The organism is Lentzea alba, assembly GCF_047445655.1.
Classification (GTDB): domain Bacteria; phylum Actinomycetota; class Actinomycetes; order Mycobacteriales; family Pseudonocardiaceae; genus Lentzea; species Lentzea alba_A.
On sequence record NZ_JAJAEG010000011.1, the window covers coordinates 286,599 to 299,427 of the forward strand.

Sequence of the window (12,829 nt, forward strand, 5' to 3'; positions counted from 1 at the left end):
GCACCCCGCCCCTTTACGTTGTCCGGCCTACTTCACCGAGACCTTCACCGAACCCGTGCCGCTGCGGCCGTCCTGGGTGGAGCCGGTGACCCTGACCTCGTAGACGCCCGCCTGGGCGTAGCGGTGCTTGATGCGCTGTTCGCCCACGAACGGCACGGAGGAGCCGTCCCCGAGCGTGGCGGTTCCGCTCACCAACGGCTTGTGGTTCATGTCGCCCGACGACACGTAGAACTCGAACTCGGCGCCGACGGGCTGCTCCGACGGCGAGATCAGGTGGATCTGGGGTGCGATCGCGCCCGCGGTGCCGACCTCCAGCTGGAACGTCTCCGCCCACTGCGGCAGGTCCGCCACCCGGATCAGGTACGTCTCGCCCTGGACCGCGTGGAACGCCGCGCCTTCCAGGATGCTCATCGGCACGCAGTCGAGCTCCGCCGCGTCGTTCCCGCGGTGCACGGTGATCGCGGCTCGGCCGGCGAGCAGGCTCACGTGTCGCGTTTTCGTTGCCGTGTAGCGGTACCAGAGTGAGCGCGTGGCCGCCTGGTTGCAGCTCGGCGGGGCCTCGCCCGGCTCGGCGGTCGACCGGCGCAGGTCGCCTTCCAGGACCGCGGGCAGGCTGGTGACTCTTGCCGCGGCGCGGTTGTCGTTGGGCTCAGGGGACATCGCGGTGAGGCCCACCTGGACCAGGCCCACGTCCGACGCTCGCCGGTCGGACACCATGAAGTGGTAGGTCTTGCCCGCCTCGACGTGGAAGGTGTCCTCGTACGGGCTCGGGGTGCTGCACCCGCCGGGCAACGGGGTGAGGGCGCCGCGCTCGCCGGTGAAGATGGCGAAAGCCGGGTTCGTCGCACCGCGCACGCTCAGCCGGACGATGCCCGCGGCGGGTGCGGTGTAGCGCAGCCACACGGAGTTCTCGTGGCTGGTCTCGCACGGGTACGGGTCGTCGCCCACCCTCGTGGCGCCGGTCGTGTCGATCGTCGTGCGGAACGGCAGCGCGGTGATCTCGGTGGCGGAACCGAAGTCGTCGTTGGCCGGTGCGGCGAAGGCGACGGCGGGCGCGAGGCCGGTGATCAGGACCGCGCCGAGCAGGGCTGCGGGGATTCTCATGAGGCCCTCTGAGCGAATGGTGCGGAGATGGTGGTCTGGGCGCTCTTCCGGTTGTTGTCCGGCCGGGCGTCCGTCAGGCCGTTCTGCAGCTGCGCGATCGCCAGGAACTTCGTCGTGCCCTGGGCCACGTCTTCCTGCGTGAACGTGTAGTGGAACTGGATGAACGTCGACATCGCGGGCTGCGCGGGCAGGTCGACCCACCGCTCGCCGATCGCCGACCAGGTGCCGTTCGGGTTGACCTCGTACAGCTGGATCAACGTGCGTTCCGCGCCGTGGTGGCTCTTCACGGCCAGGTTGACCGGCTTGGTCTCGCCGGCCTGCGCGGTCGCCGGCACGACGAGCTTGGTGACCTCGACGTTGTGCGTGTCCACCACGACCTCGACGGAGGCGGAGGCGCTGCGGCCGTCAGCGGACTTCGAGTGGACGGTGACGGTGTAACGGCCGTCCTTGGTGTAGCGGTGCGGCTGTTCCTTCACCTGGGTGGCGAGCACCTTGGTGCCGTCGCCGAAGTCCCAGTCGGTGGTCACCGGCGACTCGTAGTCGTCGGACACGCCCAGCGCGAAGGGGATCGGATCGTAGGTGGTGCGCGTGCCGTACGAACCCCCGATGCCCACGCGCAGCTGCGGTGCCTCGGTCATCTTCGGCACGGCCTGGGCGTCGTAGAACGGGTTGTCCGCGAACTGCAGGTAGTAGGTCCTGCCCGCGGTCAGTTCGACGACCCTGCCCTTGTCGGGGCCGACCTTCGCACAGCTGAGCTGGCGCAGGTCGGCGAGCGAGGTGCCCTCGTGCACAGAGAGGCTCGGACCGCTGTTGGCGTTGGCGTTGAGCTCGGTCAGCACGAACTGGGTCTGCGACGGCGTGTAGCGGTACCAGACCGTCCCCGCGAACGGCGAGGCGGTGCAGCCGGACGGCTCGTCCGTCTCGATCGACGCGGTGCTGAAGTCGGGATACGAGCCGACGAACGGAAGCGAGGTCACCGGCTCCGCGTCGGCGAAGTTGTCGTTGGCGGGAGCGGTGCCGTGGTCCATCGAGAACCTCAGCGTGCCACCGATCGAGCCGTACTGGCCGGTGACCATCAGGTGGTACGTGGTGCCGGCGGTCACCCGCAACGCGACCTTGCGCGTGCGGTAGGGGAGGCAGTCGCCGGTGGCCGGGTTGGCGCGCTTCAGGTCACCGTGCTCGCCCGTGTACACGGTGACCGGCAGGTCGCGGTCGCTCTGCCTGGTGCTGAAGCGCAGCAGGCCGTCCTCGGTCGGTGTGTAGCGGAACCACACCGTGTTCTTGACCTCGTTGTTGAGGCAGTCGCGGTTCGGGTCGTCGAGTTCCGCGGTGGCCTCGGTCGTGTCCTGCTCCACCGAGAACGGCAGGCTGGTCACGACTGTCGCGTTGGCGAAGTCGTCGTTGCTCGGCGGCGCCGCGTGTGCGACAGCCGGTGTGAGCGCTCCCGCAGTGAGCAGCGCCACGGCCAGTCCGGCCACGCGCAGCACTGATCTGGAAGTGGGCATTCCGTCAGTTCTCCCCAAGGTCCCCAAGCGGTCGGGCGGGTGCTGATCGCACCCGCCCGCGTGTGCACGCAACGGGCGGCGTGCAGGTTGCCACCCCGCCCGGAATTACACCATTCGGCCTAGCGGCGCGTCTCGGAACGTGGGCGAGGTGATCCACGCTCAGCAGGGCACCTCGCGGCACCGCCCCCCACGCCCCCGTACAACCAGTACGAGTGACGTGGGGGCAGCACCACGATGAGCCCGTCTGACCGCGAATTCCCCCGGCAACGTTCCGAGCCGCACCACTAGCTCACGGTCGTTGCCGCGGTCTTCCAGNCACGCCCCCGTACAACCAGTACGAGTGACGTGGGGGCAGCACCACGATGAGCCCGTCTGACCGCGAATTCCCCCGGCAACGTTCCGAGCCGCACCACTAGCTCACGGTCGTTGCCGCGGTCTTCCAGTTGTTGAGCGGACGGGCGTCCGGCAGGAAGGGGGTCAGCTGCGCGCGGACCGTGAACCCCAGCGTGCCGAGCCGCACGTCCTCCTCCGTGAACCGGTAGTGGAACTGGATGAACGTCGACATCGCGGGTTGCGCGGGCAGTTCGATCCACCGTTCGCCGGCCGGCGCCTCGGAACCGCCCGGGTAGACCCGGTGCAGCAGGATCACCACCCGTTCCGCACCGTGGTGGCTCTTCACGGCCGCGTTGATCGGGTGCGTCTCGCCCGCTCGCGCGGTCGCCGGTACGACGAGCTTGGTCACCTCGACGTTGTGCGTGCTGACCTCGATGGTGGTGCTGGTCGTGGCGGTGCGGCCCTCGGGTGTCCTGGACCGGATCGTCACGGTGTAGGTGCCGTCCTTGGTGTAGCGGTGTGACTGCACCCTCAGCTCAGTCGGGGGCAGCGTGGTGCCGTCACCGAAGTCCCATTCGTGCACCGCGCGTGCGCTGGGGTAGTCGTTGCGGACGAGCAGATCGAAATGCACCGGGTCGTACGTCGACTGGCTGCCGTACTCGGGCAGGGACGTCTGCAGCTCTGGCGCCACTGACATCATCGGCTCGGCCCGGTAGTCCGGCCATTCGGGGTAGTCCCGGAACTGCAGGTAGTAGGTCTTGCCGGCGATCATCTGGACCACCCGGTCGCTGTCCCAGGTGTCCCCGCAGCTGATCGGCCGCAGATCGGCGAGCGAGGTGCCCTCGTGCACCGAGAGGCTCGGGCCGCTGTCGCGCTGGGACATCATCTCGGTCAGCACGTACTCGGTCCGGGTGGGAGTGTAGGAGTACCAGACCGAACCCGCGTGCTCCGAGGCGGTGCAGCCGGGCGCGAAGGGCTCGCCGGGCTCGACCGTCGCGGCTTGGAGATCCGGCTTGTCGCCGATGAACGGCAGCGACGTCACCCGGTGCGCGTCGGCGAAGTTGTCGTTGGCGGGCGAGGCGACGCTCCGCAGGTCGAGCTTCAGCGCACCGCCGCCGTTCACCATCAGGTGGTACGTCGTGCCCGCCGTGACCCGCAACGTCGCCCACATCGCGCTGTAGCGCAGGCAGTCGCCACCGGTGGGCTGGGCGCGCTGCAGGTTGCCGCGTCCGCCCGTGTAGACCGTGACCGGCATGGTGGGTTCGCTGCCGTTGCCGGTGACGCGCAGGTTGCCGGTTTCCGTTGCCGTGTAACGGAACCACACCGAGCCGCGGACCACGTTGCCCGCGCAGTCCGTGGCCGGGTCGTCGGCGGCCTTCGTGGCCGCGGTCGTGTCCTGCGCCGCGGTGAACGGCAGGCTGCCGACGACGGTCGCCGTGTCGAAGTCGTCGTTGTCCGGTGGCGCCGCGTGGGCGACACCCGGCGCGAGCACTCCGGCGGTGAGCAGCGCGACGGCCAGTCCGGCCGCGCGCCGCACCGATCTGTGAATGGGCATGCCTCAGTTCCCCCAAGATCCCCAGGCTCACGCCACCACTGGCGAGAGCCCGTGCAGCTTACTGCCGCCGGAGTCGCAGGGTGACCACTTGGAACGGTCGCAGGGTCAGCTTCGCCGACGCGTCGGCCAGCGGTCGTTCGAGCAGGTCGGTCTCCTGGATGCTCTGGAACTCGAACGACGCGCTGAGCGTGGCGCGGGCACGACCGCCGTGGGCCTCGTAGAGCCGGACCACGACGTCGCCCGACCGGTCGTCGGCGAGCTTGATCGCCTCGATCCGCACCGCCGGGTTGTCCGTGCGCACCAACGGTTCCGGTGCCTGCGAACCACGCACCGACTGCGGCGGCAGGTTGATGCGGTAGCCGGCGTCGATGGCCTCCGGCAGGCCGCCGACGACGAGGGCGTAGCGGAAGCGGTGCTCGCCCTGGTCGGTCTCGGGGTCGGGGAACCTAGGCGCGCGCAGCAGTGACAGGCGCACGGTCGTGGTGGTGCCGCCGTCCTCGCGGGTGGTGCGGGTGACCTCGTGGCCGTAGGTCGAGTCGTTGACCACCGCGACGCCGTAGCCGGGCTCGCCGACGTGCAGGAAGCGGTGCGCGCAGATCTCGAACTTCGCCGCCTCCCACGAGGTGTTGGTGTGCACCGGGCGGTGCAGGTGACCGAACTGCGTCTCCGCCGTGGAGACCTCGGCGCGCAGGTCGAGCGGGAACGCGATCTTGAGCAGCTTCTCCCGTTCCTGCCAGTCGACCTCGGTCTCGAAGTCGACCTGCTTGGCGCCCTCGCGCAGCCGGATCGTCTGCGTCAGTCGAGAGTTGCCGAACTTCGCCCTGACCAGGACACCGTCGGCGGTATCGACGCGCTCGGACGGGATCAGGTCGGCCTTCCAGTTGCGGTAGAACGGGTCGATGTCCCAGGCGTCCCACTGGTTCGGGTTGTCGCGGTGCAGCTGCGGCATGCCGGCGAACCCGTGCGGCGGCAGCACCTCGCGGTCCGCCTCCAGGTCCACAACGGACTCGACGATCCCGTCGGCGTCGATCGTGACGCGCAGCCGGCCGTTGTCCAGCACACCGTTTTGCGGCGCCACCCAAGGCATCGGTGTGGTGTTGCCGAGCACGTCGAACGTGAGCTCGTCGGAGCCGTCGCCCTTGATCGCGTCGATCGCCGTGGCGGTCAGCGCCTTCAGTTCGGAGGCGACGCGAGCGTAGGTGGCCTCGGCCTCGCGGTGCACCCAGGCGATCGAGCTGCCCGGCAGGATGTCGTGGAACTGGTGCAGCAGCACGGTCTTCCACAGCCGGTCGAGGTCCTCGTACGGGTAGGCGTGGCCCTGCAGCGCGGCGGCCGTGGCCCAGTGCTCGGCCTCGCGCAGCAGGTGTTCGCTGCGGCGGTTGCCCTGCTTGGTCTTGGCCTGGGTGGTGTACGTGGCGCGGTGCTTCTCCAGGTACAGCTCGCCCGCCCACACCGGCGCGTCCGGGTACTCGTCCTGCGCGGCCTGGAAGAAGTCGCGCGGCGGTTCGACCTTGACCGTCGGCGAGCCTTCGAGGTTCGCGACGCGGTGCGCGGTCTCCATCATCTCGCGGGTGGGGCCGCCACCACCGTCGCCGTAGCCGAACGGCACCAGCGACCGGGAAGCCTTGGCGTGCTCGGCGAACTGGCGTGAGGCGCGGGCCAGCTCTTCGCCGGAGAGCGACGAGTTGTAGGTGTCGACCGGCGGGAAGTGCGTGAAGATCCGCGTGCCGTCGATGCCCTCCCACCAGAACGTGTGGTGCGGGAACTTGTTGATCTGGTTCCACGACAGCTTCTGGGTGAGGAACCAGCGCGATCCGCTCAGCTTGATCAGCTGGGGGAGTGCGGCGCTGTAGCCGAACGAGTCCGGCAGCCACACCTCTTCCGTTTCGACGCCGAAGTTGTCCAGGAAGAAGCGCTTGCCGTGCACGAGCTGGCGGGCCATCGCCTCGCCGCCGGGCATGTTCGTGTCCGACTCGACCCACATGCCGCCGACCGGCACGAACTGGCCGGCGCGCACCTTCTCGCGGACGCGGTCCCAGACGTGCGGGTGGTGGTCCTTCATCCACGCGTACTGCTGCGCCTGCGAGCACGCGAAGTAGAAGTCCGGGTACTCGTCCATCAGCTTGGTGACGTTCGAGAACGTCCTGGCGCACTTGCGGACCGTCTCCCGCAGCGGCCACAGCCAGGCGCTGTCGATGTGCGCGTGGCCGATCGCGGAGACCTTGTGCGCGGAGGCGCTGGCGGGCAGCGAGAGCACGTGTTCGAGCTCGGCGCGGGCCAGGTCGGCGGTGGCGGCGACCTCGTTGAGGTCCAGCGCGTCCATCGCCCGGTCCAGCGCGTGCAGGATCTTGTGCCGGCGCGGGTCGTGGTCCTGCAGTTCCTTCATCAGCGACTGCAGCACCTCGATGTCGAGCATCAGGTGCCAGACCTGCGGCTGGAACACCGCGAGCTCGGCCTTGAGGATCTTGTACAACGGCTCGGTGCCCGCTGTCTCCTTGTCGCCCAGCTGGGTCGGCAGGAACGGGTGGAAGTCGAGGATCGTCGGGTTGCCCGCGGCCTCGAGGTAGTAGAGGACCTCGGAGCCGTTGACGGGCAGGTAGGTGTTGCGCGGCTCGATGCCCTTCACGGGCTCGCCCTGAGCGTTGTACGCGAGGCCCTCGGACTGGAAGCCGGGGCCGGGGTGGGTGAAGCCGAGGTCCAGCACGACCTCGACCTGCTTGCCCTGCCACGCCTCGGGAACCGCGCCCGTCAGCCGGAACCAGCTGGTGCTCCAGGGGGCGCCCCAGGCGTCGCCGACGCTCGCGGGTTCGTAGGTGGCGGCCAGGGCCTCGGCGACCGGGACGGGCTCGTCCGGCACGTTCCACACGGCCAGTTCGAGCGGCGCGGTCTCGCCGTAGATCGCCGGGCGGATGCGTTCCTTCAGCGTGCGGTTGAGTCGTTCTTCCAGCAGCGCGCGTTCGTCGTGCACTTCGTCGTCACCCCAGCTCGATCGAGGCCCGCACGCCGTCGCGTGCGAGAGTCATCCACTCTTCGAAGAAAGCGCCACCCGGTCCCCACGCGGGCCGGTCGCCGTGCAGTTTGATCGGTGTGCGCTCGGCCGGCGCCACTGTGACATCTCCCTTGGCGACGTCGCGCACGATCCTCGCGATCGCCTCCCCGAGCGGCTTGACCTTGCGTTCCGTCGTCAACAGCCCCAACTCGTACTCGCGTTCGGGGAAGTCCACCAGCGCACGGTCGACGTCGTGCGAGCACCACCACGTGACGCCCCACAGGTTGGAGCAGGTCAGCACGTTCGCAAGCGTTTGCTCGGCGAACTGCGGTGCCTGCTCGGCGCTGATCTCCGGCTGGGCGGCGCCGACCTCCTGCAGCCACACCGGCCGCCGGACGTCCTCCGCGTGCGCCTTGGCCAGTTCGACCAGGTACTCGGCGTGGTGGACGCTCTCGGGGGAGAGCGGGCCGTAGCGCTGCGCCGTGCCGTTGAAGACCCACGAGTGCACGGTCGTCATCGCGCCCTTGTTGGCCGCGTGCTCGGGCAGGAACGAGTGCTCGCTCTCGTACCAGACGGCGTCGTACTCCGAGTGCACGTGCGGGAAGCCCGGTGCGGCCGTGTCGCACTCGGCGAGCAGCGTGTCGATCCACTCACCGGCCTGCTCTGGGGTGCACGGGTTCGACTCGGTGAGGAGGTTGACCTCGTTGCCCAGGGTGAAGCCCAGGAAGTTCGGCTTGTCCTTGAGCGCCTCGGCGAGCGTGCGGATGTAGAACCGCTGCCCGCTGATCACCTCGGGGTCGGCGAAGATGTTGCGGCGGTGCCAGGTCTGCACCCACGACGGGTAGAAGTCGAAGCTGGAGAGGTGCCCCTGCAGCACGTCGACCTGCACGTCGAGGCCGGTCTCGTGGGCGGCGTCGAGCATCTGCGCGAGCTGTTCGACGGCCCTGGGGCGGACGAGGCCGCGGTTGGGCTGGAACACCGGCCACAGCGGGAAGACCCGCACGTGGTCGAGGCCCAGTCCGGCGATGGACTCGAAGTCGGCTTTGACGTCGTCGATGGAGAAGTCGAGCCAGTGGTGGAACCAGCCGGTCGACGGGGTGTAGTTCACGCCGAAACGCACTGTGTTGAACCCCTTTTGGTTAACCCTTGATCGCGCCTTCTCCGACACCTCGGAAGAAGTGCTTTTGCAGCAACAGGAACAGCAGGATCAGCGGGAGGACGGCGATGATCGTGCCCGCCGCCACCAGCCGCTGGTTCTGCACGAACGTGCCCTGGAGGTACGCCAGCCCGATGGTGAGCGTGTACTTCTCCTGGTCGCTCAGGATGACGAGCGGCCAGAGGAAGTCGTCCCAGCTGAACATGAACGAGAACAGCGCCACCACGACCAGCGTGCCCTTCACCGACGGCAGCGCGAGGCGGGTGAAGCGCTGCCACGCGTTGGCACCGTCGATGATCGCGGCTTCCTCGACTTCGGCGGGGAGTGCGAGGAAGGCGTTGCGCAGCAACAGAACGTTGAGCGCGGCGATCGAGCCGGGCAGCACGACGCCGGTGAGCGTGTCGGCGAGCCCCATTCCGCGCATCACCAGGAACAGCGAAATGAGAATCGCCTCGAACGGCACCAGGATGCAGGCCGCGAAGACCACCGCCGCGAACCTGCGACCCTTGAACTGCAGGCGTGCCAACGCATATCCGGCCATGGCGCCGCCGACGCAGTTCGTGATCACGTTGACGCTCGCCACGAGCAACGAGTTGAGCGCGAACGTCCAGACCGGCACGACGTCGGCGACCGCGGCGTAGTTGGCGAACGTCGGGTCGTCCGGGATGAAGTCGGGGACGAAGACGTCCTCGTTCGGTCCCTTGATGCTGGTCACGAACTGCCAGAGGAACGGCCCGATGCTGATCGCCAGGATGGCGAGCAGCGCGGTGTAGCGCAGCGCGAGGTAGACGTGTGCGCGCTTCACAGCTGGTCCTCCCTGCGGTTGAGCTTGAGGGTGACCAGCAGCAGGCCCAGCAGGATCACGAACAGCACGAGGCTCAGCGCCGAGGCGTACCCGACCTCACCGGTGAGCCCGCGGCCGACCGACTGGATGAGCAGCACCATCGTGGTGCTCGCCCCGCCCGGTCCGCCGGATCCACCCGACAGCAGGTAGATCTCGGAGAACACGCGGAACCCGTTGACCGCGCTCAAGGCCGCGACCAGCACCATCGTCGGCCTGAGCGCGGGCACGGTCACCGACCAGAAGCGGCGGACCGGTCCCGCGCCGTCGACCATCGCGGCCTCGTGCAGGTCCTTCGGCACGTTCGCGAGCGCGGCCAGGTAGATCACCATGTAGTAGCCCAGGCCGCGCCAGACCGTGACGATCATCGAACTGACCAGCAGCAGCGTCGAGTCGGTCAGGAACCCGATCCTGGTGCCGCCCAACGCTTCCACGACGTTGTTCACCAGGCCGCGGCTGTCCAGCAGCCACGTCCAGATGAGCCCGACCACGACCGCGGACGCGATCACGGGCGTGAAGAACGCCGTGCGGAAGATCCCGATGCCCGGCACGACCTTCTGCGCCAGCATCGCGATCAGCAGCGGCAACAGCACCAGTGGCGGCACCACGCCGGCCATGTAGAGCAGGCTGTTGCGCGCGGCCAGCCAGAACTTGGGGTCCTGGGCCATCCGCACGAAGTTGTCCACACCGGTGAACTGGCCGCCGCCCAGCGCGCTCGCGTCCGTGAACGAGAGCACGATCATGTTCAGGAACGGGAAGATCACGAACATGAAGGAGACGGCCAGTCCTGGCAACAGGAACAGCCACGGCGTGTACGGCTTGTGCGTCATTTTTCGGGGGTCACTTGAGCAGCCTGTTGCACTCGGCGGCGGCGGCGTCCAGTGCCTCCTTGGCGGACTTCTTGCCGAGCATGGCGTCGGCCAGCTGCTGCAGAAGTGCCTCGCGCATCTGGTCGCTGAACTGCACCGGGGTGTAGTTCACGGCGGTCTTGAGCTGCTTGGCCGCCGCGACGCGCACGCGCGCCTCGTCGCTACCGTCCTCGGTCGTGAAGTACGGGTCGTCGCCGCCCTTGGTCGTGCTCGGGAAGATCGAGGCGAGCTTGGCGAACTTCACCTGGTTCTCGGCGTTGGTGACGAACCGGCCGAACGCGAGCGCGGTCGCTTGGTTCTTGCTGCTCTTCGGCACGCTCACGCCGTGCAGGAACATGTTGGCGCTGCCCGTGTTCGTGATGGGCGTGGTGATGCCGATGTTCGCGTACAGGCTCGGTGCGTCGGTCTTGAACTTGCCGAGGTCGTACGCGCTGCCGGGGTTGAGCGCGGTCTGCTGCGCCATGAACTTCGTGCCGGCGCCGGTGTAGTTCTGCGTGAGCGCCTCGGGGATGAGCGCGCCCGCGTCGTACATCCGCTTGTAGGTCTCGACGAACTCGACGCCCTTGGGCTCGTTGAAGGTGAACTTGTCCGCGTCGAAGACCTTCACGCCGTAGAGCCCGAAGTCCGCGATGCTCGGCGTCTGGCCGAGTGTCGCGACCTTCTTCTCGGCGAGCTTGAGCGCGACCTCCTCCAGCTCCTTGAAGTTCTTCGGCGGCTTGTTCGGGTCCAGGCCTGCCTGGCTGAACAGGGCCTTGTTGTAGAAGATCGGGCCGGTGTTGAGGTACCAGGGGAAGCCGTAGCAGCCGCCCTTGCCGGGGATCTCGAACGCCTGCCATGCGTTGTCGAGGTACTCCGGCTTGGCTTCTTTCAGGGACTCGTCCAGGTTGACGAGCTGGCCGGCCTTGGCGAGCGGGAAGCTGAGGTCCGGCGGCACGTTGATGACGTCGGGAAGGCTCCCCGCGCTCGCGTCGGCCATGACCTTGGCCAGGTACCCGTCCGCGGGCTGGTCCACCCACTTCACCGCAGTGCCCTGGTGCTGCTTCTGGAACGCGTCGATGACACCGTTGACGTAGTCGGTGTACTTGGGCTTGAGCGACCAGGTCTGGAACGTGATCTCGCCCGTGACCTGGCCGGATGCTGATGAGCCTGATCCGGTGTTGCTCGACAGACCGCAGCCCGCTACGGGCACCGCCGCCAGGCCCGCGAGGAACGTGCGCCTCTTCATTGACACCCACCTCCTTGGTCGCGGACCCTAGCTAAACCGGTTTATCTGCGGCTAGCCTCCGAACGTCTTGTTGTCTCCTTTCGGACAGGGTGCGCAGGGTGAAGAGGGCAGAGTGAAGAGGCCAACGATCAAGGACATCGCGGCTGCGGCTGGGGTGTCCAAGGGGGCTGTCTCGCTTGCGCTCAACGGGCGGTCCGGGGTGTCCGAGTCGACTCGTGCGCGGGTGTTGGCTGTCGCGTCGTCGTTGGGGTATCGGCCGTCGGTTACCGCTCGGGCGTTGTCTTCAGCCTCTGCTGATGCGGTGGGGCTGGTGTTGGTTCGGCCGCCTCGGGCACTCGGGGACGAGGCGTTCTTCTTTCAGCTGATCGCTGGCATGCAGTCTGAGATGTCTGCCGCGTTGCTGTTGCAGGTGGTCTCTTCGCGGGAAGCCGAGATCGAGTTGTACCGGCGGTGGTGGGCTGAGCATCGGGTTGACGGGGTGTTCCTCGTGGATCTGCTGGTTGAGGATCCGCGGGTCGAGTTGATGTCAGCTCTTGGGTTGCCGGCTGTTGTTGTTGGTGGGGCTGGGCATCATGGGGCGCTGGCTTCTGTTTGGGCTGATGACTACGCGGCTATGACTTCGGTGATCGAGTACTTGAAGTCGTTGGGGCACAGGCGGATTGCTCGGGTTGCAGGGTTGTCGTCGTTGTTGCACACGGTTCGGAGGGACCAGGCGTTCTTGGCGTCTGTTGTGGACGGTGTGATCGTTGCTGGGGACTACACGGCCGAGGCTGGGGCGGCTGCTACTCGGGCGTTGCTTGAGGGTGGGGAGCCGCCTACGGCGATCGTTTATGACAACGATGTGATGGCTGTGGCTGGGGCTGGGGTGGCTGGGGCGATGGGGGTTGCCGTTCCGTCGGAGTTGTCGGTTGTTGCTTGGGATGACTCGGTTTTGTGTCAGCAGCTTGGGTTGACGGCGTTGTCTCGGGACACGTTCGCGTTTGGGGCTCGGGCTGCTCGTGCCCTGTTGGCGGTGGTGGACGGGGCTTCGCCGTCTGATGTTGAGGATGTGTTGCCTGAGTTGGTTGTTCGGGGGAGTACTGGTGGGGTGCCGCCGTTGGCGGGTGGGCCGCCTTCGGCGGGCGCGCCGGTTCCGTAGGTCGTCCCCCTGGTGCGTTGGCGGGCGCCGGTTGCGAGTCCGTAGGTGGGCGCGTTGCTTAGTTGTCCGGCGGCTGCTTTCTGGGGCGCCGCCCCAGACCCCGCCAATCTGATC

General features: G+C 67.9%; 9 protein-coding genes. 1 reads left to right on the forward strand and 8 read right to left on the reverse strand.

The annotated features are described in order from the left end of the window. Window positions 1-27 precede the first annotated feature (27 nt). From LFM09_RS20600 to LFM09_RS20635, 8 genes are all read right to left on the reverse strand, one after another. Entirely contained in the window at window positions 28-1,104 is a 1,077-nt protein-coding gene (locus LFM09_RS20600; protein WP_414098115.1) for a PKD domain-containing protein, read from the reverse strand. Beyond that, window positions 1,101-2,609 (reverse strand): PKD domain-containing protein, encoded by a 1,509-nt coding sequence (locus LFM09_RS20605; RefSeq protein WP_414098116.1) that lies wholly within the window; start codon window positions 2,607-2,609, stop codon window positions 1,101-1,103. Before LFM09_RS20605 ends, LFM09_RS20600 begins: the two co-directional genes overlap by 4 nt. 412 nt (window positions 2,610-3,021) lie before the next feature. Further along, window positions 3,022-4,497, reverse strand: coding sequence for a PKD domain-containing protein (locus tag LFM09_RS20610; RefSeq protein ID WP_414098117.1), 1,476 nt, complete (start codon window positions 4,495-4,497; stop codon window positions 3,022-3,024). A gap of 58 nt (window positions 4,498-4,555) precedes the next feature. Beyond that, window positions 4,556-7,465 carry an alpha-mannosidase gene (locus LFM09_RS20615; RefSeq protein WP_414098118.1) on the reverse strand — a complete coding sequence of 970 codons (2,910 nt, stop codon included), beginning with the start codon at window positions 7,463-7,465 and terminating at the stop codon, window positions 4,556-4,558. A gap of 7 nt (window positions 7,466-7,472) precedes the next feature. Then, window positions 7,473-8,606: a glycoside hydrolase 5 family protein gene (locus LFM09_RS20620; RefSeq protein ID WP_414098119.1), complete on the reverse strand. Its 1,134-nt coding sequence runs from the start codon at window positions 8,604-8,606 to the stop codon at window positions 7,473-7,475. Window positions 8,607-8,625: 19 nt separating this feature from the next. Further along, on the reverse strand, window positions 8,626-9,447 hold the full coding sequence (locus tag LFM09_RS20625) for a carbohydrate ABC transporter permease (RefSeq protein ID WP_414098120.1): 822 nt from the start codon (window positions 9,445-9,447) through the stop codon (window positions 8,626-8,628). Further along, window positions 9,444-10,313: a carbohydrate ABC transporter permease gene (locus LFM09_RS20630; protein ID WP_414098121.1), complete on the reverse strand. Its 870-nt coding sequence runs from the start codon at window positions 10,311-10,313 to the stop codon at window positions 9,444-9,446. Before LFM09_RS20630 ends, LFM09_RS20625 begins: the two co-directional genes overlap by 4 nt. 10 nt (window positions 10,314-10,323) lie before the next feature. Further along, window positions 10,324-11,577, reverse strand: coding sequence for an ABC transporter substrate-binding protein (locus LFM09_RS20635; protein ID WP_414098122.1), 1,254 nt, complete (start codon window positions 11,575-11,577; stop codon window positions 10,324-10,326). 112 nt (window positions 11,578-11,689) lie between these two features. Here LFM09_RS20635 and LFM09_RS20640 point away from each other — a divergent pair, with 112 nt between their 5' ends. After that, window positions 11,690-12,715: a LacI family DNA-binding transcriptional regulator gene (locus LFM09_RS20640; protein WP_414098123.1), complete on the forward strand. Its 1,026-nt coding sequence runs from the start codon at window positions 11,690-11,692 to the stop codon at window positions 12,713-12,715. Window positions 12,716-12,829: the final 114 nt, after the last annotated feature.